Annotated in this window: 26 protein-coding genes and 1 riboswitch; of the genes, 18 read left to right on the forward strand and 8 right to left on the reverse strand. The window is 63.7% G+C overall.

Annotated elements, in window-relative coordinates:
- Positions 1 to 89: 89 nt before the first annotated feature.
- Together ACKI1H_RS11175 and ACKI1H_RS11180 are read left to right on the forward strand one after the other, a co-directional pair.
- A complete protein-coding gene (locus tag ACKI1H_RS11175; protein WP_138521333.1) occupies positions 90 to 719 on the forward strand; it encodes a glutathione S-transferase family protein in 630 nt (209 codons plus the stop codon).
- 71 nt (positions 720 to 790) lie between these two features.
- A complete protein-coding gene (locus tag ACKI1H_RS11180; protein ID WP_440468362.1) occupies positions 791 to 1,741 on the forward strand; it encodes a Nudix family hydrolase in 951 nt (316 codons plus the stop codon).
- 163 nt (positions 1,742 to 1,904) lie between these two features.
- Here ACKI1H_RS11180 and ACKI1H_RS11185 read toward each other — a convergent pair whose 3' ends face one another.
- From ACKI1H_RS11185 to ACKI1H_RS11200, 4 genes are read right to left on the reverse strand one after another with little or no spacing between them, the layout of a single operon-like run.
- On the reverse strand, positions 1,905 to 2,477 hold the full coding sequence (locus ACKI1H_RS11185) for a cob(I)yrinic acid a,c-diamide adenosyltransferase (protein WP_440468363.1): 573 nt from the start codon (positions 2,475 to 2,477) through the stop codon (positions 1,905 to 1,907).
- 3 nt (positions 2,478 to 2,480) lie between these two features.
- Positions 2,481 to 4,532 carry an ATP-binding protein gene (locus ACKI1H_RS11190; RefSeq protein WP_138521415.1) on the reverse strand — a complete coding sequence of 684 codons (2,052 nt, stop codon included), beginning with the start codon at positions 4,530 to 4,532 and terminating at the stop codon, positions 2,481 to 2,483.
- Between the two features lie 58 nt (positions 4,533 to 4,590).
- A complete protein-coding gene (locus ACKI1H_RS11195; RefSeq protein ID WP_440468364.1) occupies positions 4,591 to 5,502 on the reverse strand; it encodes a putative 2-dehydropantoate 2-reductase in 912 nt (303 codons plus the stop codon).
- A gap of 38 nt (positions 5,503 to 5,540) precedes the next feature.
- Entirely contained in the window at positions 5,541 to 6,506 is a 966-nt protein-coding gene (locus ACKI1H_RS11200; RefSeq protein WP_138521341.1) for a response regulator, read from the reverse strand.
- A 160-nt stretch (positions 6,507 to 6,666) separates the two neighbouring features.
- Between ACKI1H_RS11200 and ACKI1H_RS11205 the strand changes: the two genes are divergently transcribed.
- Together ACKI1H_RS11205 and ACKI1H_RS11210 are read left to right on the forward strand one after the other, a co-directional pair.
- Positions 6,667 to 7,146: a YajQ family cyclic di-GMP-binding protein gene (locus tag ACKI1H_RS11205; RefSeq protein ID WP_138521343.1), complete on the forward strand. Its 480-nt coding sequence runs from the start codon at positions 6,667 to 6,669 to the stop codon at positions 7,144 to 7,146.
- A 142-nt stretch (positions 7,147 to 7,288) separates the two neighbouring features.
- Positions 7,289 to 8,134, forward strand: coding sequence for a mechanosensitive ion channel family protein (locus ACKI1H_RS11210; RefSeq protein WP_440468365.1), 846 nt, complete (start codon positions 7,289 to 7,291; stop codon positions 8,132 to 8,134).
- A 68-nt stretch (positions 8,135 to 8,202) separates the two neighbouring features.
- Here ACKI1H_RS11210 and ACKI1H_RS11215 read toward each other — a convergent pair whose 3' ends face one another.
- Together ACKI1H_RS11215 and ACKI1H_RS11220 are read right to left on the reverse strand one after the other, a co-directional pair.
- Positions 8,203 to 10,011, reverse strand: a complete 1,809-nt coding sequence (locus ACKI1H_RS11215) for an AmpG family muropeptide MFS transporter (RefSeq protein WP_138521347.1) — start codon at positions 10,009 to 10,011, stop codon at positions 8,203 to 8,205.
- Between the two features lie 42 nt (positions 10,012 to 10,053).
- On the reverse strand, positions 10,054 to 10,428 hold the full coding sequence (locus ACKI1H_RS11220) for an MGMT family protein (RefSeq protein ID WP_138521417.1): 375 nt from the start codon (positions 10,426 to 10,428) through the stop codon (positions 10,054 to 10,056).
- 193 nt (positions 10,429 to 10,621) lie between these two features.
- Between ACKI1H_RS11220 and ACKI1H_RS11225 the strand changes: the two genes are divergently transcribed.
- A complete protein-coding gene (locus ACKI1H_RS11225; protein WP_440468366.1) occupies positions 10,622 to 11,623 on the forward strand; it encodes a DUF481 domain-containing protein in 1,002 nt (333 codons plus the stop codon).
- A gap of 67 nt (positions 11,624 to 11,690) precedes the next feature.
- Here ACKI1H_RS11225 and ACKI1H_RS11230 read toward each other — a convergent pair whose 3' ends face one another.
- On the reverse strand, positions 11,691 to 12,449 hold the full coding sequence (locus ACKI1H_RS11230) for an SDR family oxidoreductase (RefSeq protein ID WP_138521351.1): 759 nt from the start codon (positions 12,447 to 12,449) through the stop codon (positions 11,691 to 11,693).
- Positions 12,450 to 12,556: 107 nt separating this feature from the next.
- Between ACKI1H_RS11230 and ACKI1H_RS11235 the strand changes: the two genes are divergently transcribed.
- The 13 genes from ACKI1H_RS11235 (at position 12,557) to ACKI1H_RS11295 (ending at position 23,609) form a co-directional block, all read left to right on the forward strand.
- Positions 12,557 to 13,294: a HugZ family protein gene (locus tag ACKI1H_RS11235; protein ID WP_440468367.1), complete on the forward strand. Its 738-nt coding sequence runs from the start codon at positions 12,557 to 12,559 to the stop codon at positions 13,292 to 13,294.
- Positions 13,295 to 13,358: 64 nt separating this feature from the next.
- Positions 13,359 to 13,826 carry an FxsA family protein gene (locus tag ACKI1H_RS11240; RefSeq protein ID WP_138521355.1) on the forward strand — a complete coding sequence of 156 codons (468 nt, stop codon included), beginning with the start codon at positions 13,359 to 13,361 and terminating at the stop codon, positions 13,824 to 13,826.
- A gap of 237 nt (positions 13,827 to 14,063) precedes the next feature.
- Positions 14,064 to 14,357, forward strand: a complete 294-nt coding sequence (locus ACKI1H_RS11245) for a co-chaperone GroES (RefSeq protein WP_009617968.1) — start codon at positions 14,064 to 14,066, stop codon at positions 14,355 to 14,357.
- A 49-nt stretch (positions 14,358 to 14,406) separates the two neighbouring features.
- Positions 14,407 to 16,047, forward strand: a complete 1,641-nt coding sequence (groL, locus tag ACKI1H_RS11250; protein WP_045209649.1) for a chaperonin GroEL — start codon at positions 14,407 to 14,409, stop codon at positions 16,045 to 16,047.
- 73 nt (positions 16,048 to 16,120) lie between these two features.
- Positions 16,121 to 16,183, forward strand: a riboswitch (Fluoride riboswitch).
- 64 nt (positions 16,184 to 16,247) lie between these two features.
- A complete protein-coding gene (gene crcB, locus ACKI1H_RS11255; RefSeq protein WP_138521357.1) occupies positions 16,248 to 16,631 on the forward strand; it encodes a fluoride efflux transporter CrcB in 384 nt (127 codons plus the stop codon).
- Between the two features lie 16 nt (positions 16,632 to 16,647).
- Positions 16,648 to 16,968, forward strand: coding sequence for a DUF190 domain-containing protein (locus ACKI1H_RS11260; RefSeq protein ID WP_138521359.1), 321 nt, complete (start codon positions 16,648 to 16,650; stop codon positions 16,966 to 16,968).
- Positions 16,969 to 17,108: 140 nt separating this feature from the next.
- The gene (locus tag ACKI1H_RS11265; RefSeq protein ID WP_440468368.1) at positions 17,109 to 17,792 is read left to right on the forward strand and encodes a response regulator transcription factor; all 684 of its coding nucleotides are present in this window, start codon (positions 17,109 to 17,111) and stop codon (positions 17,790 to 17,792) included.
- A complete protein-coding gene (locus ACKI1H_RS11270) occupies positions 17,782 to 19,056 on the forward strand; it encodes a sensor histidine kinase (RefSeq protein ID WP_138521363.1) in 1,275 nt (424 codons plus the stop codon). The genes ACKI1H_RS11265 and ACKI1H_RS11270 overlap by 11 nt, the downstream gene beginning before the upstream one ends.
- A gap of 82 nt (positions 19,057 to 19,138) precedes the next feature.
- Entirely contained in the window at positions 19,139 to 19,810 is a 672-nt protein-coding gene (locus ACKI1H_RS11275) for a class I SAM-dependent methyltransferase (protein WP_138521377.1), read from the forward strand.
- Between the two features lie 3 nt (positions 19,811 to 19,813).
- On the forward strand, positions 19,814 to 20,518 hold the full coding sequence (locus ACKI1H_RS11280; protein ID WP_138521379.1) for a lipopolysaccharide kinase InaA family protein: 705 nt from the start codon (positions 19,814 to 19,816) through the stop codon (positions 20,516 to 20,518).
- Complete coding sequence (locus ACKI1H_RS11285; RefSeq protein ID WP_138521381.1) at positions 20,515 to 20,739, forward strand: hypothetical protein; 225 nt, start codon at positions 20,515 to 20,517, stop codon at positions 20,737 to 20,739. The genes ACKI1H_RS11280 and ACKI1H_RS11285 overlap by 4 nt, the downstream gene beginning before the upstream one ends.
- A 90-nt stretch (positions 20,740 to 20,829) precedes the next feature.
- Complete coding sequence (gene pncB / locus ACKI1H_RS11290) at positions 20,830 to 22,029, forward strand: nicotinate phosphoribosyltransferase (protein ID WP_138521383.1); 1,200 nt, start codon at positions 20,830 to 20,832, stop codon at positions 22,027 to 22,029.
- Positions 22,030 to 22,124: 95 nt separating this feature from the next.
- Positions 22,125 to 23,609 carry a helicase HerA-like domain-containing protein gene (locus ACKI1H_RS11295; protein ID WP_440468369.1) on the forward strand — a complete coding sequence of 495 codons (1,485 nt, stop codon included), beginning with the start codon at positions 22,125 to 22,127 and terminating at the stop codon, positions 23,607 to 23,609.
- Between the two features lie 75 nt (positions 23,610 to 23,684).
- Here the strand turns inward: ACKI1H_RS11295 and ACKI1H_RS11300 are convergent, their stop codons facing one another.
- Complete coding sequence (locus tag ACKI1H_RS11300; protein ID WP_440468370.1) at positions 23,685 to 25,574, reverse strand: methyl-accepting chemotaxis protein; 1,890 nt, start codon at positions 25,572 to 25,574, stop codon at positions 23,685 to 23,687.
- Positions 25,575 to 25,653 lie beyond the last annotated feature (79 nt).

Consider the following 25,653-nt stretch of genomic DNA (forward strand, 5'->3'; position numbering starts at 1 on the left):
ATTTTCATGCATCGATGAAAATCGGGAATTTGTTTTCATGGCTGCCGCGCTCTAAGGTCTTCTGACTGACCCTCAAGAGCGCCGCGTCCATGTCCCTCACCCTGATCATCGGCAGCAAGAATCTTTCCTCCTGGTCCCTGCGCGGCTGGCTGGCCATGCAGCTCACCGGCGCCGAGTTCGAGGAAATCCTCATTCCCCTGGGCGGCCTGGATACCGCGCGGCGTATCCGCGAGCACTCGCCCAGTGGCAAGGTGCCGGCACTCAAGTGCGAGCACGGGCTGATCTGGGACTCTCTGGCGATTGCCGAATACCTCGCCGAACGCTTCCCCGAAGCGCACCTCTGGCCCCGTGGCGAAGCGGCGCGAGCGCTGGCTCGTTCAGTCTGCGCCGAGATGCACAGCGGCTTCATGGCGCTGCGCTCGCACATGCCCATGGATATCCAGCGCAACCAGCCGTTGGCCGATGTTCCCGAAGCGGTGGAGGCGGATATCGCCCGCGTCGTCGAGTTGTGGGCCCTGTGTCGCCAGCAGTTCGGCCAGGACGGTCCCTTCCTGTTCGGTCACGCCAGCATCGCCGATGCCTTTTACGCGCCAATTGCGACACGCCTGCGCAGCTACTGCGTGACCTTGCCCATCGAGGCGCAGAACTACGTCGATGCCATCTACGCCTGGCCGGTCTTCCGTCCCTGGCTGGACGCGGCGATGGTCGAACGCGCCTGATGCCGGCCGCCAATGACGTTAGAATGCTCCTCTGCGTAGGCCCCGCCTGAATCGGATTGAGGAGTAGCACTGTGAAACGAGTACATGTCGCCGCCGCCGTCATTCGCGGACTCGATGGCCGGGTGCTGATCGCCCGCCGTCCGGACGACAAGCACCAGGGAGGTCTCTGGGAGTTTCCCGGTGGCAAGGTGGAAGAAGGCGAAGCGGTGCAGGTTGCTCTGTCCCGCGAGCTGAAGGAAGAGCTCGGTATCGACGTCGAGCAGGCGCGCCCGCTGATCCGAGTACAGCACGACTATAGCGACAAGCATGTACTGCTGGATGTCTGGGAGGTCTCCGCCTTCTCCGGCGCGCCCCATGGCGCCGAGGGACAGCCGCTGGCCTGGGTCGCTCCGCGTGACCTGGCGGACTACGAATTCCCGGCGGCCAACGAGCCGATCGTGCAGGCCGCGCGCCTGCCGGACCGCTACCTGATCACCCCCGGCGGCCTGGAAATCCCGCAGCTGGTGCAGGGTGTGCGTGCCGCCGTTGCCAGTGGTATTCGCCTGATTCAGCTGCGCGCGCCGAACATGTACAGCCCCGAATACCGCGACCTCGCTGTCGACGTGCAGGGCCTGTGCGCCGGCAAGGCGCAGCTGATGCTGAAAGGCCCGCTGGAATGGTTGGGGGACTTCCCGGCGGCCGGCTGGCACCTGACTTCCGAGCAGCTGCGCAAGTACGCGCCCAACGGCCGGCCGTTCCCCCGCGAGCGCCTGCTGGCGGCTTCCTGCCACAGCGCCGAGGAGCTGGAGCTGGCGGCACGCATGGGTGTGGACTTCGTTACCCTGTCCCCGGTGCAGCCCACCGAGAGCCATCCGGGCGAGCCGGCGCTGGGCTGGGAGGTGGCGGCGGAGCTGATCGATGGCTTCAACCAGCCGGTGTTCCTGCTCGGTGGCGTCGGCCCGCAGGATGTCGAGCGCGCGTGGCAGGCCGGGGCCCAGGGCGTTGCGGGTATTCGAGCGTTCTGGCCGAAAGCCGAAGGCTGATCGGCACTTTACGTGGAGCGGCGATGGGTATCGCTTCGCTCCACACCATCCTACGAAATACCGCCGTGCTCACTGTAAGTGCGCGCCATGCCCGCGATCGCGCGCATGGCGCGCTCCTAGGTTGGCTGCGTCATTTCCCGGTGTGAGTGGCCTGTCACGTCGATCAGGTGGGCTTTTCAGCGGCTTGCCAGAGAATCTCTTCCACGCCCTGGCGTCGGGCTATGAAGCGTGCAGCGACGAACAGCAGGTCCGATAGGCGGTTCAGGTAGCGCAGGCCCGCGCCTTCCAGCGGTTCTTCGGCGTTCAACTGCTGGCAGCGGCGCTCGGCGTTGCGCGCCTGGGCACGGCACAGGTGGGCGAGGGCGACCAGGCGCGAGCCGCCGGGCAGGATGAAGTTCTTCAGCGGCCCGAGCTCTTCGTTCCAGCGGTCGATGACCTGCTCCAGGCGTTCCACTTCGGCATCGTTCAGCGCGCGGTATTCCGGCATCGCCAACTCTCCGCCGAGATCGAACAGGCGATGCTGGATCGGTGCCAGTACCCCGATCACTTCTTCCAGCGCACTGCTGCGCGCCTCGTTCAGTCCAGCCAGCAGCAGGCCGAGATAGCTGTTCAACTCATCCACCGCCCCCATGGCTTCCACGCGCGGATGGTGCTTGGGCACTCGGCGACCGTCGGCCAGGCCGGTTTCACCGGCATCGCCGGTGCGGGTGTAGATCTTCGACAGGCGATTGCCCATGGCTCAATGCTCCTTGTCGCCCTGCGCCAATAGCGGCAGCGGCGCTGAAATCTCGGCGGCCAGCGGCAGACGGATGGTGAAGCAGGTGCCCACGCCCAGCTCGGACTGCACCTCCATCTGCCCCTTGTGGTTGTTGGTGACGATGAAGTACGAGACCGACAGGCCCAGCCCCGTGCCCTGGCCGACTTCCTTGGTGGTGAAGAAGGGCTCGAAGATGCGCTTGCGCACGTTCTCCGGCATGCCGCAGCCGTTGTCCTCCACGTGGATTTCTGCCCACGGTGGATTGAGCCGGGTGCGCAGGGTGATCCGGCCGTACTCGCCTTCTTCCTCGTCGTCGCGCAGGTGGATGGCCTGGGCTCCGTTCTTCAGCAGGTTGAGCAGGACCTGTTCGATCTCGTTGGCGATCACGGGTACAGGGCCCAGGCGCGGGTCGTACTCGTGGACGATCTCCAGGGACTTGAAGTCGAAGCCGCCGGTGAGGTCGAAGTCGTTGCCGGCGATCTCCACGGCCTGTTCCAGCAGCGCCGGCAGCTCGCAGGCGGCCATCTGGCGGTGGCTGCGGCGGCTGAAGGAGAGCATATGGGTGACGATCTTCGCCGCGCGGGAACCGGCGTACTGGATGCCATCCATCAGCTTGGGAATCTCCCGTGCCTCCAGGTAGTGGTTGAGGTCGTCCAGGCGTACGCCCACTTCACCGGCCACTTCGAGATTCTTCGGCAGGTCCGGCGACAGGCGCCGGCGGATGTTCTGCACGTTGTGCAGGATGGCCCCCAGCGGATTGTTGATCTCGTGGGCCATGCCGGCGGCGAGGCCGCCGACGGAGAGCATTTTCTCCGACTGCACCATCATCTCTTCCATCCCCAGGCGGTCGGTGATGTCGTCGATACGGATCACTGCGCCGCGGCCGGTGCCGCCCATCAGCGGGTAGAAGGTCAGCGCGTAGTGGCGTGGGGCGTCGGTGAGGGCCCAGGTGACGCGCTCGACGCGCTCCACCTTGTGCTGCTCGGCGGCGCGGGTGAGCTGCGGCAGGAAGGGCTTGAGCGACGGGAAGGCAAGGAACACCGGCTGGTTCACCGCATCGTCCAGGCTGGTGCCTGAGAGTTGGCTGGCCTCCTGGTTCCACTGGGTGACGTAGAGCTGCTCGTCGACGGCAATCAGCGCCGACGGCATGGAGTCGATGATGCTGTTGAGGTAGTGCTGGAAGCCGGTGAGCTTCTTCTCGATCTTGCTGCGCACCTGGACTTCCAGCTCCAGCTTGCGGTTCGAGCGGCGGGTCTCCTCGGCCAGCGACTGGGCCTGCTCCACGGCTTCCTGGGCATCGTCGCGCGCGCGCTTGAGCTGCTGCTCGCGAGCCTCGATGCGGGTCAGCATGGTGTTGAAGGCGTCGGCGAGGCGGCCAATCTCGTCGGCATTGCCGCGCTCGGCGCGCAGGGCGTAGTTCTCCTCGCGGGTGACCTGGCGCGAGAGCTCTTCCAGGCTGCGGATCGGCCGGGTGATCAGGCGGCGGATCTGCTGGGCGATGAGCAGCCAGAGCAGCACCGAGACGGCGAGGATGACCAGGCTGGCGGTGAGCGTGCCGGTGTAGAAGGCGCCAGGCAGTTCGCTGCTCGCCACCAGCAGCAGGTAGCCGCTGTTGCGGCCGGCCTGGGGCAGTTCGAACAGGGCATTGAGGCGGTATTCGTGCTGTCGCCAGCGCTCCAGATGGTCCAGGCGCTCGGGCAGGGCCACCGGGCCGTTGCTGGGCGTCTGCGCGATGCGTTCGCCATTGCTGTCGTAGAGCGCGGCGGCGCGCAGCGGCTGGTAGTCGTCCAACTGGCGCAGCAGCACCTGGGCCTGGGTCGGAGAGGACAGTGCCGGCTCGCTGAGAGCCGGGTTGGCGATCAGGCGGCCGATGGTTTGCAGGGCCTGGGGCGCGACGCTGTCCTGGGAAATCCAGTAGGCCGCGCTGATGAAGGCAAGGTTGGCCACCAGCATCACGGTCGCCAGCAACACCAGCAGGGCGGCGAGGATCTTCTGGCCGACCGGCAGGTCTTCCAGGCGCTGGCGCAGGTTCATGGGTGAAGGCATGGGCGCTTTCGTAGGAAACAGGGAAGGCGGGCAGGGTAGCCCGCGATCAGGTGTCGGGCAATCCGCGCGCCACCAGGTAGGCGCGCAGGCGTTCGTGCAGGGCGCGCAGTTGCGGCATGGCCAAGTGCAGGCGATCACCCTCGCGGCAGGCGTGGCCGAGCAGGTAGGCGATCTCGCTGCGCCGACCTTGGGCGACGTCCTGGTACATGGAGGAGAAGTTCGCCGCGGTGGCGGAAATGACGCGCTCCACGTCGCCTTGCAGCTCCCGCGCGGCTTCTGGGTAGCCGGATGCGTGCAGAAGTTGTCCGAGCTCGTCGCACAGCTTGGCGACTTCCTCCGGGTGGCTGGCCAGGTCACCGTTGCGGCACTGGTGCAGCACGGTGAGCGGGTTGATTGCGCAGTTCAGAGCGACCTTGCGCCACAGGCGCTCCAGGATATTCTCGCTCCACTGGGCGGGAATCCCGGCCTGCTCCAATTCAGTCAGCCATCCCGGTGCGGGCCCACCATCCTTGTCGCCCAGCCAGGTCTGCCCTCGGCCTGCGAACACCACGTGGAAATCCGACTCGCGGAATGCGCCTTCGGTGCTGGAAGCATACAGGCAGCGTGCGCGCGGCAGATGGGCGCTGACCGCCTGCTGGCTGCCCAGGCCGTTCTGCAACAGGATCAGTTCGGCACCGGGTGCCAGCCGCGCGGCCACGCTGGCGGCCGCAGATTCGGCGTCGTAGGCCTTGCAGGCCAGCAACAGACGCTGGATCGGTGCGCCCTGGGCGGCGGTTTCCGCCGGGATGGGGTAGAGACTCTCGCGACCGTCTTCCACCAGGGTGATACCGCCGAGGGCGCGGTAGGCGTTGAGGCGCTGGCGGTCACGCAGCAACAAGCGCACCGGCAGGCCGGCGCGGGACAGGCGGGCGGCCCACAGGCAACCGAGGCTGCCGGCGCCGAGGATGGTCCAGGTCATGGGAGGAACTTCGCGGTTTCGGGGGCTTACCGCGAAGTTTAGCGCAGGCCGGTCAGCCGGCTGGCGTTGATTCGCCCACTGGCGAAGGCATCGGGCAGCAGGGCGCGGCCTTGTTGCATCAGTTGCTCGACCTCAAGCGGCAGCGCCTTGGCGTCCAGCCCCACCAGGCTGATACCGGCCTTCAGTGTGATGAAGCCCTCACTGGTCTTGAACGCCTTGAGGTTCAGGCCTTCGTGCAGGCGGCGGAAGCTGCTGGGTGAGCACTCCTGCAGGTCTTCGAGCAGGGTGATCAGGGCAAAGTGCTGGCCATCGATGCGCGCCAGCACGTCCAGCGGCCGTACCAGTTGCTGCAGGCGTCGGGCGACGCCATGGAGCAATTCGTTCTGGAAGGACTGACCGTGCTTCTGCCCCAGCTCGGCCAGCTCCGGCAGGCCGATCAACATGTAGCACACTGCGCCGCCACGGGACTCCACCTGGCGGATGCTGTCCGCCAGTTTCTGCTTCAGGTAACGCTGGTTGCCCAGGCCCGTAGCGCTGTCCACCAGGTTGCGCTCCTCCAGGCTGGTGATGTTCTCGGTGAGCAGGCGGTTTTCCATCAGGAGGCGCTGCAGGGTGTTGCTCAGGCGGTCGGCCGCCAGTACGCGAGGCACCAGTTGCTCGTTCATCGACGACTTGCTGACGAAGTCATCGACGCCGCGATCGAAGGCTTCGGCCAGGGCGTTGTCGCCCTCCTTGCCGGTAAGCAGGATGATGTAGGTGTAGTGGTCGCCGCTTTCGTCGAGCTGGCGCACCCGTGCGGTCAGCTCCAGACCGTCCATCTCGGGCATCAGCCAGTCGGCGAGCAGTACGCTTACCGGCTCCTTTTCCAGCAGGTCGAGCGCTTCGCTGGCGCTGCTGGCGAAGCGTACGTTCTGATAGCCGGCCTGACTCAGCGCTCGGCCGATCATGGCGCTGGAGAACTTGGCGTCGTCGACCACCAGAATGCTGAGATGGTTGGTTGGCATGGAAAGGAATGTCTCGCAAACGAGTGGGAAATGCCGACTCTCAATGTCGGAGGTCGGGCGCAGTCTTGTCTGTCAGTTATAATGACCGCGCATTTTTATCGTCAAGCCAGGCTCGATGCTGACTGTGAACCGCATCGCGCCGTCCATCTGGAGAGATGTCATGCCTTCGTTCGACGTGGTGTCCGAACTGGACAAACACGAACTGACCAACGCCTTGGATAACGCCACCAAGGAACTGGACCGCCGTTTCGACCTGAAGGGCAAGTGCAGCTTCGAGGCCAAGGAAAAGTCCATCACCCTGACCGCCGAGGCGGACTTCATGCTCGAGCAGATGCTCGACATTCTTCGCTCCAGCCTGGTCAAACGCAAGATTGACGCACAGTGCATGGAGGTCAAGGACTCCTTCGCCTCCGGCAAGGTGGTCAAGCAGGAAGTCGACTTCCGTGAGGGCATCGACAAGGATCTGGCGAAGAAGATCGTCGCCCTGATCAAGGACAAGAAGCTCAAGGTACAAGCCGCCATCCAGGGCGAACAGGTACGTGTCACCGGCAAGAAGCGTGATGACCTGCAAGAGGCCATCGCGCTGCTGCGCGGCGAGTCCCTCGGTATGCCGCTGCAATTCAACAATTTCCGCGACTGATGCGGGCTCTCGACGAAAAGCTGCGGAACCTCACCGCCCGCTTGACGTCGCAGTAATAGAGTCGCTCGGCGAACTCCCGACCGCCATGGCTTGCCATGGCGGTTTTGTTTTTGGAATGGCAATAGACAAGGGGCCTGCATCCATGGATATGAATTACGAGCAGATCATGAACAGTGCGGAGGCCTGGACTCCGCTTGCTCTGACCTACCTGGGCAATGCCGTCCTGGCGCTTCTGACCCTGCTGATCGGTTGGTGGGTGATCAACCTGTTCACCCGGCGCGTGGGTGGGTTGCTGTCCACCAAGCACGTGGACAAGACGCTGCAGGGCTTCATCGGCAGCATGGTCAATATCATCCTGAAGATCCTGCTGATGGTCAGCGTGGCGTCGATGATCGGCATCCAGACCACCAGCTTCGTCGCCGCCATCGGTGCCGCCGGCCTGGCCATCGGCCTGGCGCTGCAGGGCAGCCTGTCGAACTTCGCCGGTGGCGTGCTGATCCTGCTGTTCCGCCCGTTCAAGATCGGCGACTGGATCGAAGCCCAGGGCGTGTCCGGTACCGTGGACAACATCATGATCTTCCACACCGTGCTGCGTACCGGTGACAACCGCACCGTGATCGTGCCCAACGGTGCTCTGTCCAACGGCATCATCACCAACACCTCGACCCAGACCACCCGCCAGGTGACCTTCGACGTGAAGCTGGCCTTCGACGCCGACCTGGATGGCGCCCGCGCCATTCTCAAGGAGCTGGCCGAGGATTCGCGCGTGCTCAAGTCGCCGGCGCCGGTGGTCGTGGTCGCGGGCCTGGGCGAGAACTCGGTGACCCTGTCGCTGCGCCTGTGGACCGCCAACTCCGACTACTGGGGGGTCACCTTCATGCTCAATGAGCAGGTGCGCCTGCGTCTGCGCGACTCCGGCATCGACCTGGCGCCGAACAAGGTAGTGCGCGTGGTCAAGGGCGAAGAGGATGCCGTACTGGCGGATTGATCCTGCAAGCTCGAACGAAAAGGCCGGCGATTGCCGGCCTTTTTCATGGGCGCTGGTTCATGAGCGGTTCAGTGACGTTCTGCGCTGGGTTGTTGCGCTGGCGCTTCCGTGGCTTCCTCGGTCGCGCCATTGGTCATGTCGTTATTGCGGCGCAGCCAGAGCCAGCCGATCAGCAGCAGTGTGGGTATGCCGAGCAGCGCGGTGAAGAAGAAGAAACGCTCGTAGCCCATGCCTTCGACCATGCTGCCGGAGTAACCGCCGATGAAGCGCGGTAGCAGCAGCATGGTGGAACTGAGCATGGCGTACTGGGTCGCCGAGAACTTCAGGTTGGTCAGGCTCGACAGGTAGGCGACGAAGGCAGAGGTGGCGAGGCCGCCGCTGAAGTTGTCGAGCATGATGGTCACCACCAGCATGGTGACGTGGGGCTCCAGCACCTTGAGCAGGGCAAAGACGTTCTGGCTCATCAGGTGGGGATCGTCGATCGCTCCCATCTGCGCCAGCATGGCGAACAGCAGGTTGGTGCCCGCCGAGGCAGCGCCACCGATGAAGAGGATCGGCAGGATGCTGAAGCGGGCGATCAGCACGCCGCCGGCTGCCGCGCCGATCAGGGTCATGACTACGCCGAACAGCTTGCTGACGGTGGCGATGGTGTCCTTGGTGAAACCCATGTCGATATAGAACACGCTGGCCATGGTGCCCATGACGGTGTCGGACATGCGGTAGGTGGAGATCAGCCCGAGCAGCAGCAGCGCCTGCCAGCGGTAGCGGCGGACGAACTCGGTGATGGGCGTCAGCACCGGCGCCATCAGCAGGCGGCCGGGAGCGGAAATACAGCTCAGGGCGATCAGCAGGTAGAGGATGGCGAGCCACCACTTGCCAGCTTCGGCCATGTTGATGAAGGCGGTTCCGGTGACCAGCAGGATGATCAGGACGATCACTGAAACGGCCTGGTGGACGAAGTCGAATTGCGGCAGGCCGCGTCCGTGCACGGCTAGCAGCAGCGGACGGCGTACCTTCGACAGCAGTTCGCGCACCGGGCGGATCTGCCGGCGGCCGTGGGGCGTCATGCAGATGCCGATGAAGATTCCGTACAGCGCGGCCCGTGGCCAGGCCTGGGCGGTCAGTGCGGTGAGCATGGCCGGCACGGAGATCAGCAGTACCAGCAGGGTCAGCACCGAGAGCAACTGGTGGTTGAAGGCGAAGGCTGAGCTGCCGGCCTGCGGCTGCACATTCACCGGCGGCTCTTTCATCAGCAGCGTGGTGACCAGGCCGGGCAGGATCGCCAGGGAGCAGACGGCATAGGTCAGCGCCCAGGCCGATTGGCTGTAGTGCAGGGCGCTGGAGCCGGCCCACTCGGCGAGGAACAGCACGCCGGCGGTGGCGAACAGTACGGCGACCCGGTAGCCGGTCATGTAGCACGCGGCCAGCGCGGCCTGGCGGGTGTTCTCGGCGATTTCCAGGCGATAGGCGTCGATGGCGATGTCCTGGGTGGCCGAGGCGAAGGCCACCACCATCGCCAGGGCGATCAGCCAGTTCAGGTGCGATTGCGGGTTGCACAGGGCCATGCCAAGCAGGCCGATGGCGATCAGCCCCTGGGAGAACACCAGCCACGAGCGGCGGCGGCCCAGGCGGCCGATGAAGGGCAGGCGCCACTGGTCGAGCATGGGCGACCACACCCACTTGAAGGCGTACACCAGCCCGATCCAGCTGGCGAATCCGATGGTTTCCCGAGCGACACCCGCTTCACGCAACCACACCGAGAGAGTGGAGAGCACCAGCATGTACGGCAGGCCGGCGGCGAAACCCAGCAGCAAAAGCGCGAGGCTGGCGGGAGACTTGTAGGCAATCCATGCCTCGCGCCAGGAATGCTCTTTCATGGGGGGTGTTTTCCAGCAGGTCGAAAAATTACGCGAACTCTACTAGGACTGCTCGCCGCTAGGCCAGCCGTGCCGACGTATGTCCACCCGATCGTTATGGATTCTGACACCCTCCGCACGCAATCGTGCGCGCTGTTCGTTACCCGAAACGGTGCCGAGCGGCAGGCTGATACGCCCGCCGGCAGCGATCACCCGGTGCCAGGGCAGGCGGGTGCCCTCCGGCAACTGGCTGAGGATGCGTCCTACAAGTCGTGCGGAGCGGCCCAGACCGGCCAGCCTGGCGACGTCGCCGTAGGTGACGACCGATCCTTCCGGTACTTGGGCGATCACCAGAAAAATCGCCTCGCGACGTACCTCCAGGCTTTCCAATCCGAGATCGGCAACCGGCACGCTGGATGGGGACTTGGGCTTGGGCATCGAAAGCACCGGAACAGAGGGGCTGACGATCAGGATATAGGCTGGCGCAGAGCTGACAAGTCGGCTTTTTCCTAAGACCCATCTGTCAGTCATGGTGAACTCCCTGCAACTGGGTCTGTCAGTCGTTGCTCTAGTGCCGGGTATCTGGATAATGCCCGGCTTTTTGCCCAATCAGTCCAGTTGAATTCGACTCATGTTGCCCAGAACCCTGCTCTCCCTTGCCCTCGCGTCCTGTTCCCTGTCCGCCCTGGCCGATACCGTCTGGTTGAAGAACGGTGACCGCCTCACCGGCACCATCAAGCTGTATGACGGCGGCAAGTTGCTGCTCGCGACCGACTACGGCGGAGAGATCACCCTCAAATGGGACAAGATCAAGACGCTGGAGACGGACCAGAATCTGCTGGTGAAGTACGACGACGAGCAGGGCGAGCATTCCAAGGGCCTGAAGGCATCCGACCAGGGCAAGGTCACGCTGGTCAATGGCGAGGCGAAGACTGTGGAGCTGGCGAAGATCGAGCAGATGATGCCGCCCAAGCCGATCCTCGAAGACTGGGTCTGGACGGGCAACGTCGACTTCTCCCTGGATCACAAGCAGGCCGAGAACGATGTCGAGGATTACGACATCGACTTCAAGACCAACGCCCGTCACGGTCGCTGGCGCCACAACCTGCAGGGCGAGTACAACCGCGAGAAGAAGGACAACCAGGTCAGCACTGACAATTACTCGGCACAGTACGCGCTGGACCGCTTCCTCGACGAGCACTGGTTCTGGCAGGGCCAGGCACAGTACAAACGCGACTGGATCGAGGACCTGCAGAAGAAGCGCACCGTTGGTACAGGCCCGGGCTACCAGTTCTGGGACAATGAGCTGGGCGCATTCTCCCTGGCGACTCTGGTCAACCGTAACGACTACGAGTTCGTCGACAACGAGAAATCCCACTTCTACAGCACCAGCCTGAAGTGGGACTACAACCGTTACCTGCTGGCCAAGCAGTTCGAGCTGTTCACCAACGGTGAGGTGAGCAAGCCGCTGGAGTCCAATGTGGAGTACGAACTGGAGAGCGAGGCGGGCATCCGCTACAAGCTCACCTCCTGGGCGTCCCTCAGCCTAAAGGCCGAGTGGGACAAGCTCAGTGGCAACGACGGCGACGTCAACGAGCGCCGCTATACCGTCGGCCTGGGCGTGGGTTGGTAACTGCGGCCAGGACGAATGAGCACAAAAAAGCCCCGCACCTGGCGGGGCTTTTTCATGGGCGGGCGGATTACAGGCGCAGGCCGCCGTCCAGCTCCAGCACACGGCCGGTGTAGTAGTCGTTCTCGAGAATGTAAGCCACCGAGTGGGCGATTTCCAGCGGCTTGCCCAGGCGCTTGAGCGGGATGCCGGAGGTCATCTTCTCCAAGGCCTCGGGCTTCATGCTGGCGACCATGTCGGTCTCGATGAAGCCGGGAGCCACACCCGCCACGCGGATGCCGTAGCGCGCCAGTTCCTTCGCCCAAACCACGGTATCGGCGGCGACGCCGGCCTTGGCAGCGGAGTAGTTGGCCTGACCCATGTTGCCGGCGCGGGAAATGGAGGAAATGTTGACGATCGCGCCTTCGTTCTTCAGCTCGATCATCTTCGCCGCCACTTCGCGGGTACAGAGGAACACGCCGGTCAGGTTGACGTCGATCACCGCTTGCCACTGGGCCAGGCTCATCTTGCTCAGTTCGCCGTCCTTGACCTTGATGGTCAGGCCGTCGCGCAGAATGCCGGCGTTGTTGACCAGGCCGTTGATGGCGCCGAAGTCGCTGGCGACCTGGGCCACCATGTGGGTAACCTGTTCTTCATTGGCGACGTTGCACAGATAGGCGCGTGCGTCACCGCCGGCGGCGTTGCAGGCGGTCACGGCTTCGTCCAGTTTTTCGGCATTGAGGTCAACCAGTGCCACGCGCGCGCCCTTGCCGGAGAGATACTCGCCCATGGCGCGGCCCAGGCCCTGGCAGCCACCGGTGATGATGATGACCTTGTCTTTCAATTGCATCGGAACAACCCCACGAACAGTTTCTGGTGAAAGGCCCCGCCGGCAGCTGTGCACAGAGTCAGTCCTGCCCGTCCGTTTGCGACGGATTCTTTGCGAGGAGTCATAAGTTGAGCGTGAAAGCTGCCAAGCATGCCCGAGAACTGCTGCTCAAGGAATACCGCGGCGTCCTCTCCACCCACTCGAAGAAGTGGCCAGGATTCCCCTTCGGCTCCGTGGTGCCCTACTGCCTGGACGAGGCGGGCCGGCCGCTGATCCTGATCAGCCGCATCGCCCAGCACACTCATAACCTGCAGATGGACGGCAAATGCTCGCTGCTGATCGGCGAGCGCGGTGTCGACGACATCCAGGCCGCCGGTCGCCTGACCCTGCTGGCCGAGGCGTTGCTGATCGAGGACGTCGACGCCATTGCCGGCGCTGCCGAGCGCTACTACCGCTACTTCCCCGGTTCGCAGGATTACCACATCGTCCACGACTTCGATTTCTGGGTGCTGGAGCCGGTGCAGTGGCGCTTCATCGGCGGCTTCGGCGATATCCATTGGCTGGGCGCGAACAGTGTGCCGCTGGCCAACCCCTTCGTTGGCGATGCGGAGAAAAGCATGGTCGAGCACATGAACAGCGACCATGCCAACGCCATCGAGCACTATGTCGAACTGGCCGGGCTGCCCGTCGGCAAGGACCCGCAACTGGCGGGAATTGATACAGAAGGTTTCCACCTGCGCATCGGCCAGGGGCTGCATTGGCTGCCGTTCCCCGCGCCCTGCGGCAACGCCGGCGCGGTGCGCCAGGCGCTGGTGCAGCTGGCCAAAGCGGATGTCTGGCCGGGCAATGAAGTGATCCAGGCTTGAAATCGTAGCGGGGCGTCGCCACCTAGCCTTCTACCCGGGCAATGACCCCGCCAAGGATTCATCGATGCGAGTTCCCCTGTTTCTGATTCTTCTGTTCCCGCTGATCGAGCTGGCCGTGATGATCAAGGTCGGCAGTGTGATCGGCGTGGGCTGGACCCTTCTGCTGATCATCGCCGGCGCCTTCATTGGTGCCGCGGTGCTACGCGTGGCGGGCGTCGCCACTGCGCTGCGTGCCCGCGAGCGCCTGAATCGCGGCGAGCTGCCCGAGCAGGAAATGCTCGAAGGCCTGGTCATTGCCCTCGGCGGTGGCCTGCTGATGCTGCCGGGCTTCATCAGCGACATCGTCGGCCTGCTCTGCCTGATCCCCTTCACCCGCCGGCTGATGCTTGGCCGCGTACGCCAGCGCATGCAGGAACAAGCCGAGCGTCGTCGCGCCTTCGCCGACGATCCGGCCGCCCAGCACCGTAGTGGCCCCAGCGTGATCGAGGGCGAGTACCAGCGCCGCGAGGAAGACCGCGACCGCCTGCGTTGAGCTTCGGGCGGTTTCGCCCGCCCAAGGCACCCTCCGTTAGCAAAAAATTTTTCGTCACACACTTGAAATGCCTTGTAGCGACCTTATGTACCGGTCACCGCAAGGTCCCTGTCATACGGACAGGCTGCTCTTTACGCGTCTCGCCAGCCGGGACGCAAACCGGCGCCGCCGGATTCAATAAAACCTGCCGGGCATCGATCCGGCCGTTGGAAATCACAGTTTGGGAGAGTTACGACTATGAAGCTTCGTCCTCTGCATGACCGCGTCGTCATCCGTCGCAGCGAGGAAGAGACCAAGACCGCAGGCGGCATCGTGCTGCCGGGTTCCGCCGCCGAGAAGCCGAACCGCGGTGAAGTGGTCGCTGTTGGTGCCGGCCGTGTCCTGGACAACGGCGAAGTTCGCGCTCTGGCCGTGAAGGTCGGTGACAAGGTGGTCTTCGGTCCGTACTCCGGCAGCAACGCCATCAAGGTCGACGGCGAAGAACTGCTGGTGATGGGCGAGTCCGAGATCCTCGCCGTCCTGGAAGACTGATTTTCAGTCCGTCCACTCCCCACCGAATTCGATTTAGAGGAAACAGAACATGGCTGCCAAAGAAGTTAAGTTCGGCGATTCCGCTCGCAAGAAAATGCTGGTCGGCGTAAACGTCCTGGCCGACGCTGTGAAAGCGACCCTGGGCCCGAAAGGCCGTAACGTCATCCTGGACAAGAGCTTCGGCGCTCCGACCATCACCAAGGACGGCGTTTCCGTCGCCAAGGAAATCGAGCTCAAAGACAAGTTCGAGAACATGGGCGCCCAGCTGGTGAAAGACGTGGCCTCCAAGGCCAACGACGCTGCCGGTGACGGCACCACCACCGCTACCGTTCTGGCCCAGGCCATCGTCAACGAAGGCCTGAAAGCCGTCGCTGCCGGCATGAACCCGATGGACCTGAAGCGCGGCATCGACAAGGCCACCGTGGCCATCGTTGCCCAGCTCAAGGAGCAGGCCAAGCCGTGCGCCGACACCAAGGCCATCGCCCAGGTCGGCACCATCTCCGCCAACTCCGACGACTCCATCGGCAACATCATTGCCGAAGCCATGGACAAGGTCGGTAAAGAAGGCGTGATCACCGTTGAAGAAGGCTCGGGCCTGGAAAACGAACTGTCCGTCGTAGAAGGCATGCAGTTCGACCGTGGCTACCTGTCCCCCTACTTCATCAACAAGCCGGACACCATGGTGGCCGAGCTCGACGGCCCGCTGCTGCTGCTGGTCGACAAGAAGATCTCCAACATCCGCGAAATGCTGCCGGTCCTGGAAGCCGTTGCCAAAGCCGGCCGTCCGCTGCTGATCGTGGCTGAAGACGTCGAAGGCGAAGCCCTGGCTACCCTGGTCGTCAACAACATGCGTGGCATCGTCAAGGTCGCGGCCGTCAAGGCTCCGGGCTTCGGCGACCGCCGCAAGGCCATGCTGCAGGACATCGCCATCCTGACCGGCGGCACCGTCATCTCCGAAGAAGTCGGTCTGAGCCTGGAAGGCGCCACTCTGGAGCACCTGGGCAACGCCAAGCGCGTGGTCCTGAGCAAAGAAAACACCACCATCATCGATGGCGCTGGCGCTCAAGCCGACATCGAAGCTCGCGTCCTGCAGATCCGCAAGCAGGTCGAAGAGACTTCCTCCGACTACGACCGTGAGAAGCTGCAAGAGCGTCTGGCCAAGCTGGCTGGCGGTGTTGCCGTGATCAAGGTTGGCGCTGCCACCGAAGTCGAGATGAAAGAGAAGAAAGCCCGCGTTGAAGACGCCCTGCACGCTACCCGCGCTGCTGTGGAAGAAGGCGTGGTTCCTGGCGGCGGCGTCGCTCTGGTTCGTGCTCTGCAAGCCATCGAAGGCCTGAAGGGTGACAACGAAGACCAGAACGTCGGTATCGCTCTGCTGCGTCGCGCCGTTGAAGCTCCGCTGCGCCAGATCGTTGCCAACTCCGGTGACGAGCCGAGCGTCGTGGTCGACAAGGTCAAGCAGGGTTCGGGCAACTTCGGCTACAACGCTGCTACCGGCGTGTACGGCGACATGATCGAGATGGGTATCCTCGATCCGGCCAAAGTCACCCGTTCGGCTCTGCAAGCTGCTGCTTCCATCGGTGGCCTGATGGTCACCACCGAGGCCATGGTTGCCGAAGTGGCTGACGACAAGGCTGCTCCGGCCATGCCGGACATGGGCGGCATGGGTGGCATGGGCGGCATGATGTAAGCCACCTGGCACCTGCTGTAGGAAAAAGCCCCGCCTAGGCGGGGCTTTTTCATGGGCGCAGGTTATGCCAGACTGCGCCGCAGGAGATGGCATTCCTCCTTCAACCGCCCTTGTGGCTGATGATGCCTACGCATAGACCTGGAAAGGCGCGTAGGCGCTCGCCTGCAGCCTGTCCAAAACACCTTCCCCAGGACAGGACCATGTGGAAATCCATTCTCGCCGTCTCACTCGGAGCCGCCCTCGGCGCACTGCTGCGCTGGGTGCTCGGGCTCAAGCTCAATACCCTCCTGCCATCCATGCCGCCGGGCACGGTGGTCGCCAATCTGGTTGGTGGCTACATCATTGGCGCAGCCATCGCCTTCTTCGCCAACTCCCCCGGCCTGGCGCCAGAATGGCGGTTACTGATCATCACTGGCTTCTGCGGTGGCCTGACGACCTTCTCCACCTTCTCGGCTGAAGTCGTCGTGCTGTTGCAGCAGGGGCGTCTCGCCTGGGCAATGGGCACTGTCGCCACGCACCTCGCCGGTTCCCTGTTGATGACTCTGGCCGGACTCTGGTCTGTGCACGCGCTGATGGGCCGCTAGGCCCTGGGAGGAAACCATGAACGGCTTTCAGTTGAAGTTCTTCACCCAGCAGGACCGCAAGCATGCCGGCCTGCCTTTGGCTCAATGGCTGCTGGAAGAGGCGCGCCGGCAAGGCGTGCGCGGTGCCACCCTGATGACGGCAAGCGAAGGTTTCGGCAAGACCGGTCGCATCCACTATGCACACTTCTTCGAACTGGCCGACCAGCCGCAGGAAGTCACCATGGCCGTGAGCGAGGAAGACTCGGAGCGCATCTTCGAGGCGATCCGCAATGCGGGTGTGAAGTTGTTCTACGTGAAGACGCCGATCGAGTTCGGCGTCACGGGCGAGGATGACTGACTCCCGCCTGGCTATTGCATTCAGCGCGTTGCGTGTCAGTGCTACCGTGTCAGTGCGAGCAAGTGTGAAAAATCCGTCAAAGGCGCTTAAGTTCCATTTAAGCCAGTTACGCTAGAGTGCTGTTCGCGAAAGGAGAGCACATGCGCATTCTGTTGGTTGAAGACAATCGGGACATCCTGGCCAATATGGCCGACTACCTGGGCCTCAAGGGCTATACGGTGGATTGTGCCCAGGACGGCCTGTCCGGATTGCACCTGGCGGCGACGTCCCATTACGACCTGATCGTGCTGGACGTGATGCTGCCGGGGCTGGACGGCTTCACCCTGTGTCGCCGCCTGCGCGAAGATGCGCGCCGTGACACTCCGGTGATCATGCTCACCGCTCGCGACCAGCTGGACGACCGCCTGCAGGGCTTCCGCTCCGGCGCCGACGATTACCTGCTCAAACCCTTCGCGCTCTCCGAGCTGGCCGCCCGCATCGAAGCGGTGCTGCGTCGTAGCCAGGGTGGCGGGCGTCGCGAACTGCAGGTCGCCGATCTGAGCTACAACCTCGACACCCTCGAAGTGAGCCGTGCCGGCAAGCCGCTGAAGCTCAACCCCATCGGCCTCAAGCTGCTGGCGGTGCTGATGCAGAAGAGCCCGCATGTGGTGCGCCGTGACGTGCTCGAGGAGGCTGTGTGGGGTGATGACTGCCCCGACAGCGACAGCCTGCGCAGCCACGTTCACCAGTTGCGTCAAGTGATCGATAAGCCCTTCGGCTCCTCCCTGCTGCACACGGTGCATGGCGTCGGCTACAAGCTGGCGGAGGAAGCGCATGGAGTATAAGCAGAGCCTTTCCCGACGGATTGTCTTTGCCTTCGTACTCATGACCGCCGCCGTAGGCGGCCTGTTTTCGGTGGGAATCGTCGGCGTCGTTCATATTGTCGAAGAGCGCCTGATCTCCCGCGACCTCGGCGGTGAACTGGACCGCATCATCAATGAGGACCTGGGCAACGGCCAGGCCCCCAAGCTCGACCCGGGCATGCGCTTCTTCATCAGCGATGGTGCCGGCGTCTATGCCATGCCGCCGGCGCTGCGCCGGCTGGATGCTGGTTTCCACGAGGTTTTTGACGGCGAGTTGTCATTCCATGCGCTGGCGCGCGATATCGACGGCCGCCGTTTCGTCCTGCTGCAGGACCAGAGCGATTTCGAGGCGCGTGAGCAGATTCTCTACGCCGCCGTCGTCACCGGCTATGTCCTTAGCCTGGCCCTGTCCGGAGTCCTTGGCTGGCTGCTGGCGCGCAAGGTCATGGAGCCGGTGTCGCGCCTGGCGCGGCAGGTTCGCCACCGAGACCAGTTGCTGGAACTGGCGCCGCCCATGTCGCCGGACTACGCCAACGACGAGGTGGGCGAGCTGGCGGCGGCCTTCGATTACGCCATGGGTCGGCTGCACGATGTGCTGACCCGGGAGAAGCTCTTTACCAGCGATGTCAGCCATGAACTGCGCACCCCGTTGATGGTGATCGCCACCAGTTGCGAACTGCTGGCGGAGGAGCCGGGGCTCAGCCCGCGGGCGCGCGCTCAGCTGGCGCGCATGAACAGCGCCTGCGAAGAGATGCGTGATCTGGTGCAGACCTTCCTGATGCTGGCGCGGGCCCAGCGCAGGGACATGGCCATGGTGTCCCAGGCTGGATTGCGGAAGATCGGCGACGAGCTGGTCGCACAGTGGCGCGGCCCTATCGAAGCGAAGGGCCTGACCCTGGAATACAGCGTCGACGAGGAGATGCCCGGGCAGTTCAACGCACCTTTCCTGCGCTCGGTAATGAGCAATTTATTGCGCAATGCCATGCATTACACCGAAAGCGGCAGCATCCGCTTACAACTTGGACCGACCGGATTCTGGGTCGAAGACACCGGCGCTGGCATCCCGGAGGAACAGCGCGAACGCGTCTTCCAGCCGTTCGTGCGCGGCCAGAACCCGCGTGGTGAGGGGCTTGGCCTGGGGTTGTCGCTGGTCAAGCGGATCTGCGCGTCCGAAGGCTGGGACGTCACGCTGCGTCCTGCCGAACCCCATGGCTGTCGCTTCGAAGTTCGCCTAGCCGTCGTTTGACAAAAACTTCACAAGTGCATGACCCGGCTGTGACAGGCTGGTTTGTATCGTTCGCCCTGAATTCGGGAAAGGTAAATATCCGATGACTGAAAAACCCGTCGACCTGGAGTTCTCCCAAAAGTACGACCGCCAGCACGCAGAGCGTTACCTGCGCAAGCACCAGGCCGGACTCTCCCGGAAACTTTCCCACTGGCGCGATGTCCAAGTCGCCCGCCAGGCTCTCAAGCTTGCCGGCCAGCCCAACCTGGTACTCGACCTGCCATGCGGTGCCGGTCGTTTCTGGCCAATGCTGGCCGAAAAGGAGAACCGGGTGATCATCGGGGCGGACAATTCCCCGGACATGATCGCCGTGGCCTGCGCCGGTCAACCGAATGAGGTTGTAAAACGCGTCCGACCTTTGCAGACTTCCGCGTTTGCCATTGATTTACCCGACAACGCCGTCGATAGCATCTTCTCGATGCGCCTGATGCACCACATCGGCGAATCTGAGGATCGTTTGACGATGTTGCGCGAATTTCACCGCGTAACCCGTGACTCGGTGATCCTGTCGATGTGGGTCGATGGCAACTTCAAGTCCTGGAAACGTGCTCGCGCCGAGTCGAATCGCAAGAAACACGCCTACCAGAACCGCTTCGTGATTCCCGCCAAGACCATCGAGGCGGAGTTCCGCCAGGCTGGTTTCAAGGTCCAGGATCACATTGATTTCGTCCCGCTCGTACACATGTGGCGGGTCTACATTCTGCGTAAGGAGTGATGGATGGCCGTTGATCTGGCTTCGCTGCAGCAAATTTCCGGTGAGAACGCCATCGACCGTTGGCTCCAGGTGCCCGGCAAGTGGGTCGAGGAACCCAACCGTCGGCGTGGCGGCGAAAGCGGCGTGCAGCGAGTCCTGACCTCCGACGGCCGGATGCTCTATCGCAAGCAGCAGATGGGGCACATCTATCGCGATCTGCTGCATCCCTTCGGCTATCCCACTGCCATCCGCGAGCGCAATGCGCTAAAGGCCGCCGAAGCACTGGGTGTGAAAGTGCCGACCCTGGTCTACGCCGGCTGCCGCAAGGTGGACGGCGAATGGCAGGCGCTGCTGGTCACCGAGTCTCTGGACGGCTTCAGCAGCCTGGAAGATTGCTACGCCCGTGGTGACCAGGAGCGCTGGGGTGAAGCCCTGCACCAAAGAATTCTGCAACATTACGGTAGTACCCTTGCAAAGCTTAACGCCGGCCGTTGGCAGCATGGCTGCCTCTACCTGAAGCACGTGTTCGTGAAGGTGGACGGTGACAAGATCGAAGTGGCCCTGATTGACATGGAAAAAGCCCGCCAGCGCTTCAGCGCCCAGCGTGCTGCCCGTCACGATCTTCGCCAGGTGAAACGCCGCTCGTCGTGGACAGAGGCGCAATGGCAGGCCTTTGTCTATGGTTACCAAGCGGCGTTTGGCAGCGCCATCAAAGGGTTGCAGACATGAAGTTAGAAATTACGCGAGGTTTGCTCCTCGTCGGCGCGCTCGGGGTGGCAACCCTGGCGGCGGCGGCCTGGCATGAGCCGGGGCCTTCGGTCATTTCCGGAAAAGGCGGCCTGGACAGCTGCCCGATGCCGCCCAACCTGCGCGCCAAGCAACAGGACATCCGTCCGGATGACGACCTGCTGCTTTTCCTGTTCGGGATGTCGCAGAGCAAAGCACGCTGATTTCTGATTCCAACTCAAAACCCCGCCCAGGCGGGGTTTTTTGTGGGCGACGGGTTTAGACTGCCGATTCAAGCCTGCAATGAGATGAGCATGAGCGACAGCGCATTTTCCCGGCGGATCGTGCAGAACCTGCTGGATACCGACTTCTACAAGCTGAGCATGATGCAGGCGGTGCTGCACAACTACCCCAACGCCGAAGTCGAGTGGGAGTTCCGCTGCCGCAACGAAGAGGACCTGCGCGCCTACCTGGACCCGCTGCGCGAGCAGATCGAGCAACTGGCGGAGCTCTCCTTCGCAGCACAGGACCTGGCTTTCCTCGAGCGCATTCCGTTCTTCAAGCCCGACTTCATTCGATTTCTGGGTCTGTTCCGCTTCAATCCCCGTTACGTGGAGTTGGGTGTGGAGAACGAGGAGCTGTTCCTGCGCCTGAAAGGGCCGTGGCTGCACGTGATTCTCTTCGAGGTACCGCTGCTGGCGATCATCAGCGAAGTGCGCAACCGGCACCGCCATCCGGGCACGACGCTGACGATGGTTCGCGAGCGTCTGCAGGAGAAATTCGACTGGCTGCGCAAGGAGGCCAGTGCCCAGGAGCTGGCGGGTTTCAAGATGGCCGACTTCGGTACTCGCCGACGCTTCTCCTACCCGGTACAGGAGGCCGTAGTCCGCGACCTGCGCGACGGTTTCCCGGGGCACTTCGTCGGTACGAGCAATGTCCATCTCGCCCGTGAGCTGGGAGTGAAACCGCTGGGGACCATGGCCCACGAGTGGCTGATGGCGCACCAGCAGCTCGGCCCGCGGCTGATCGACAGTCAAGCCGCTGCCCTGGACGCCTGGGTTCGCGAGTACCGCGGCCAATTGGGCATCGCCCTGACCGATTGCATCACCATGGAAGCCTTCCTGGCGGATTTCGACCTGTACTTCGCCAAGCTCTTCGACGGCCTGCGCCACGACTCGGGCGACCCGCTGGAGTGGGCGGAGAAGGCCATCCGTCATTACGAGCACCTGGGTATCGACCCGCTGACCAAGACCCTGGTGTTCTCCGACGGCCTCAACCTGCCGCGTGCGCTGGAAATCTACCGTGCGCTGCGCGAGCGCATTGACGTCAGCTTCGGTATCGGCACGCATTTCACCTGCGATGTGCCGGGTGTGCAGCCGATGAACATCGTTCTGAAGATGACCGCCTGCAACGGCCACCCGGTGGCGAAGATCTCCGATGCGCCGGGCAAGACCCAATGCAAGGACGAGAACTTCCTGCACTACCTCAAGCACGTCTTCAAAGTACCGGGGTAGCCGATTGCGCGGCACGTCGGGACGCGCCACTCTTGTTCAAGCATTCATCGCGACAGGCCTACTGGCGCGACAGGTCCACTGAAGGGGAACAACGGATGTCAGCCACCAACGAACTCATCATCGGCGCGGGGCCCGACGGGCAGCCGGTCGGCCAGTCCTGGAAACTCGCCAACCGCCACGGCCTGATCGCCGGCGCCACCGGCACCGGCAAGACGGTGACGCTGCAGCACCTTGCCGAATCCTTCAGCGACGCCGGCATCGCGGTGTTCGCCGCCGACATCAAGGGTGACCTGTGCGGCATTGCCGCAGCCGGCAACCCGCAGGGCAAGGTGGCCGAGCGCATCGCCAGCATGCCCTGGCTGAACCACAAGCCCCAGGCCTACCCAGTGAGCATCTGGGACGTGGCCGGGAAGACCGGCCATCCGCTGCGCACCACGCTGTCGGAGATGGGCCCGCTGCTCCTTGCCAACCTGCTGGAGCTGACCGAGAGCCAGCAGGCGGCGCTGTTCGCCGCGTTCAAGGTCGCCGACCGCGAAGGCCTGCTGCTGCTCGACCTGAAGGACCTCAAGGCGCTGCTCAACCACTTCAAGGAAAACCCCGAAATCCTCGGCGAGGACCGCGCGCTGTTCACTGGCGCCTCGGCCCAGGCGCTCCTGCGGCGCCTGGCTCTGCTGGAGCAGCAGGGTGCCGAGGACTTCTTCGGCGAACCGGCGCTGCAACTGGAAGACCTGCTGCGTCCTGAAGCCGACGGACGTGGCCGCATTCACCTGCTGGACGCCAGCAAACTGGTGCATGACGCGCCCAAGGTCTACGCCACCTTCCTGCTCTGGCTGCTGGCCGAGCTGTTCGAGCAATTGCCCGAGCGCGGCGACGCGGACAAGCCCATCCTCGCGCTGTTCTTCGACGAGGCGCACCTGCTGTTCAACGGCACGCCCAAGGCCCTGCAGGATCGTCTGGAGCAGGTAGTGCGGCTGATCCGCTCCAAAGGCGTGGGCGTGTACTTCGTCACCCAGTCGCCCGGCGATCTGCCGGATGACGTGCTGGCGCAACTGGGGCTGCGTATCCAGCACGGCCTGCGTGCGTTCACTGCCAAGGAACAGAAATCCCTGCGCGCGGTGGCCGATGGCTTCCGCCCCAACCCGGCGTTCGACACCCTGAAGGTGCTCACCGAACTGGGCATTGGCGAGGCACTGGTCGGCACGCTGGAAGAGAAGGGCACGCCGGCGGTGGTCCAGCGCGTGGCCGTGGCTCCGCCGCAGTCGCGCATCGGCCCGCTGACTGACGCCGAGCGTGCCGACGTCATTCGCCGCTCGCCGTTGGCAGGTCGTTATGACCAGCCGATCGATCGAGAGTCCGCCTACGAGAAACTGACCGGCCGCGCCGACGACAAGATGGCGCCGACCCAGGAAAAGGAAGAGAAGGGCGCTGGCACCGACTTCGGTGGTATGGCCGGAGAAATCCTCGGTTCGCTGGCCAGTCAGGTCAGCAAGACGGTGGTGCGCCAGGCGGCGAACCAGATCGGCCGCCAGCTTGTACGCGGTTTGATGGGCGCGCTGCTGGGGGGTAGCAAGCGACGCTAGGCATCTGCCTGTCGAAGTCGAATCGAGATCCAATGAAAAAGGCGCCCTGAGGCGCCTTTTTCGTTTCTTCCGCAATCAGATGCGGAAGCTGTCCACCAGCTGACGCAGGCGCCCGGCCTGGTTCTCCAGGTCGGCGCAGGCGCGCAGGGTGGCTTGCAGGTTCTCCACGCCTTCCTGGTTCAGGGTGTTGATCTCGGTGATGTCCATGTTCAGCGAGTCGACCACGGCAGTCTGCTCTTCGGTGGCGGTGGCCACCGACTGGTTCATCGAGTCGATCTCGCCGATGCGGTGGGTGACGCTGGCCAGGCGCTCGCCGGCGCGGTTGGCGATCTCCACGCTTTCCAGGCTGTAGCGCTGGCTCTCGGTCATGGTGTCCACCGCTTCGCGGGCGCCGACCTGCAGTTCCTCGATCATCTTCTGGATCTGCTGCGCCGACTCCTGGGCGCGGTGGGCGAGGTTGCGCACCTCGTCCGCCACCACAGCGAAGCCACGGCCGGCTTCACCGGCACGGGCGGCCTCGATGGCGGCGTTCAGGGCCAGCAGGTTGGTCTGCTCGGAGATGCCCTTGATCACTTCGAGGATCTGCCCGATGTTCACCGTGCGGCTGTTCAGCGCTTCGATGTTGGCGCAGGCCGAGCTGATCTTGTCGGACAACAGGTTCATCGCACTGATGGTCTGCTCCACCACCTGACGGCCGTCGCCGGCCTGGTGCGAGGCGTCGGTGGCGTGGTGGGACGCGTCGGCGGCGTTGCGGGCGATTTCCTGGGCGGCAGCGCCCAGTTCGTTGATCGCCGCGGCCACACTATTGGTGCGATTGGATTGCTCGTCGGAGTTGCTCATGGACGAATTGGAGGCGTTCACCACCAGTTGCGAGACGTCGTGCAACTGGCGTGCGGTGGAAGCCACCTCGCGAATCGATTCGTGGATGCGCTCGACGAAGCGGTTGAAGGCATTGCCCAGCACGCCAAACTCGTCGTTGCTGGCGACCTTCAGGCGCTTGGTCAGGTCGCCTTCGCCCTGGGCGATGTCTTCCATGGCGCGGCCCATGGTGGTCAGCGGCTGCATCAGCACGCGGATCAGCATGCCCAGCAGGAGCAGGATGGCGACGATGGCGATGGCGGCGGCAACGATGGCCGATGCGCGGAACTTGCTCAGCATGGAGTAGGCGGCGTCCTTGTCGATGGACAGGCCGATGTACCAGTTCACCGACGGCAGGCCCTTCACCTGGGTGAAGCTGAGGATGCGCGTGTGGCCATTGAGCTCGGCCTCGCTGAAGCCGCCGCCGATCTTCGGGGTGTTCTGCGGGTAGATGTCGGAGAGAGACTTCATGATGAAGCTCTTGTCCGGGTGCACCAGGATCTTGCCGTCACCGCTGACCAGGAAGGCGTAGCCCATGCCGCTGAAGTCCAGCGAGTTGATGATCTGTACCAGGGTCTGCAGGCCGAGGTCGCCGCCGACCACGCCCACGGTCTTGCCAGCGGCGCGGGCCGGGGTGGCCACGGTCATGATCAGCTCCTGGGTGGCTGCGTCGATGTACGGCTCGGTCAGCGTAGTGCCGCCGGCCGCGACGGCATCCTTGTACCAGGGGCGGGTGCGAGGGTCGTAACCGTCAGGCATGGCGCTGTTGGGGCGCATGGTGAAGGTGCCGTCTTCCTGGCCCAGGTAGGTGAAGTTGAAGGTCTTGCGCAGGGTGTCCTGCTCCAGCAGCTCGCTCAGGTGTTCCGGCGTGCTGTCGCGGGCGATGGTCTGCGCAGTGCTTTCGATCAGCAGCAGTCGGCCGCTCAGCCAGTTCTGGATATTGCTGGCGCTCACGTCGCCCATTTCCCGCAGATAATCCTCGAGGTCCTCGCGGATCGCGTTGCGCTGCAGGTAGTCGTTGTAGAGGGTGAAGAGGGCGAATGCCGAGAAAACAACAAGCGAGGCGGCCAGAAGGATCTTATGGCTGAATTTCAGGCTCTTGATCATGCTGCGAGTCCGGAAGTAGTGGGATGCCTGAACGGCGTTGGTCCGGGCGACAGATCCGGTGTCGCCGCAGAACGTCCGT

This window comes from Pseudomonas sp. YH-1 (assembly GCF_051990045.1).
GTDB lineage: Bacteria > Pseudomonadota > Gammaproteobacteria > Pseudomonadales > Pseudomonadaceae > Pseudomonas > Pseudomonas nicosulfuronedens.

Bases quoted from the DNA above. Each gene is read 5' to 3' on its own strand.
- ACKI1H_RS11175 (WP_138521333.1), top strand. From the start codon at position 90: ATGTCCCTCACCCTGATCATCGGCAGCAAGAATCTTTCCTCCTGGTCC.
- ACKI1H_RS11185 (WP_440468363.1), bottom strand. From the start codon at position 2,477: ATGGGCAATCGCCTGTCGAAGATCTACACCCGCACCGGCGATGCCGGT.
- ACKI1H_RS11190 (WP_138521415.1), bottom strand. From the start codon at position 4,532: ATGAACCTGCGCCAGCGCCTGGAAGACCTGCCGGTCGGCCAGAAGATC.
- ACKI1H_RS11195 (WP_440468364.1), bottom strand. From the start codon at position 5,502: ATGACCTGGACCATCCTCGGCGCCGGCAGCCTCGGTTGCCTGTGGGCC.
- ACKI1H_RS11200 (WP_138521341.1), bottom strand. From the start codon at position 6,506: ATGCCAACCAACCATCTCAGCATTCTGGTGGTCGACGACGCCAAGTTC.
- ACKI1H_RS11205 (WP_138521343.1), top strand. From the start codon at position 6,667: ATGCCTTCGTTCGACGTGGTGTCCGAACTGGACAAACACGAACTGACC.
- ACKI1H_RS11210 (WP_440468365.1), top strand. From the start codon at position 7,289: ATGGATATGAATTACGAGCAGATCATGAACAGTGCGGAGGCCTGGACT.
- ACKI1H_RS11215 (WP_138521347.1), bottom strand. From the start codon at position 10,011: ATGAAAGAGCATTCCTGGCGCGAGGCATGGATTGCCTACAAGTCTCCC.
- ACKI1H_RS11220 (WP_138521417.1), bottom strand. From the start codon at position 10,428: ATGCCCAAGCCCAAGTCCCCATCCAGCGTGCCGGTTGCCGATCTCGGA.
- ACKI1H_RS11225 (WP_440468366.1), top strand. From the start codon at position 10,622: ATGTTGCCCAGAACCCTGCTCTCCCTTGCCCTCGCGTCCTGTTCCCTG.
- ACKI1H_RS11230 (WP_138521351.1), bottom strand. From the start codon at position 12,449: ATGCAATTGAAAGACAAGGTCATCATCATCACCGGTGGCTGCCAGGGC.
- ACKI1H_RS11240 (WP_138521355.1), top strand. From the start codon at position 13,359: ATGCGAGTTCCCCTGTTTCTGATTCTTCTGTTCCCGCTGATCGAGCTG.
- ACKI1H_RS11245 (WP_009617968.1), top strand. From the start codon at position 14,064: ATGAAGCTTCGTCCTCTGCATGACCGCGTCGTCATCCGTCGCAGCGAG.
- groL (WP_045209649.1), top strand. From the start codon at position 14,407: ATGGCTGCCAAAGAAGTTAAGTTCGGCGATTCCGCTCGCAAGAAAATG.
- crcB (WP_138521357.1), top strand. From the start codon at position 16,248: ATGTGGAAATCCATTCTCGCCGTCTCACTCGGAGCCGCCCTCGGCGCA.
- ACKI1H_RS11260 (WP_138521359.1), top strand. From the start codon at position 16,648: ATGAACGGCTTTCAGTTGAAGTTCTTCACCCAGCAGGACCGCAAGCAT.
- ACKI1H_RS11265 (WP_440468368.1), top strand. From the start codon at position 17,109: ATGCGCATTCTGTTGGTTGAAGACAATCGGGACATCCTGGCCAATATG.
- ACKI1H_RS11270 (WP_138521363.1), top strand. From the start codon at position 17,782: ATGGAGTATAAGCAGAGCCTTTCCCGACGGATTGTCTTTGCCTTCGTA.
- ACKI1H_RS11275 (WP_138521377.1), top strand. From the start codon at position 19,139: ATGACTGAAAAACCCGTCGACCTGGAGTTCTCCCAAAAGTACGACCGC.
- ACKI1H_RS11280 (WP_138521379.1), top strand. From the start codon at position 19,814: ATGGCCGTTGATCTGGCTTCGCTGCAGCAAATTTCCGGTGAGAACGCC.
- ACKI1H_RS11285 (WP_138521381.1), top strand. From the start codon at position 20,515: ATGAAGTTAGAAATTACGCGAGGTTTGCTCCTCGTCGGCGCGCTCGGG.
- pncB (WP_138521383.1), top strand. From the start codon at position 20,830: ATGAGCGACAGCGCATTTTCCCGGCGGATCGTGCAGAACCTGCTGGAT.
- ACKI1H_RS11295 (WP_440468369.1), top strand. From the start codon at position 22,125: ATGTCAGCCACCAACGAACTCATCATCGGCGCGGGGCCCGACGGGCAG.
- ACKI1H_RS11300 (WP_440468370.1), bottom strand. From the start codon at position 25,574: ATGATCAAGAGCCTGAAATTCAGCCATAAGATCCTTCTGGCCGCCTCG.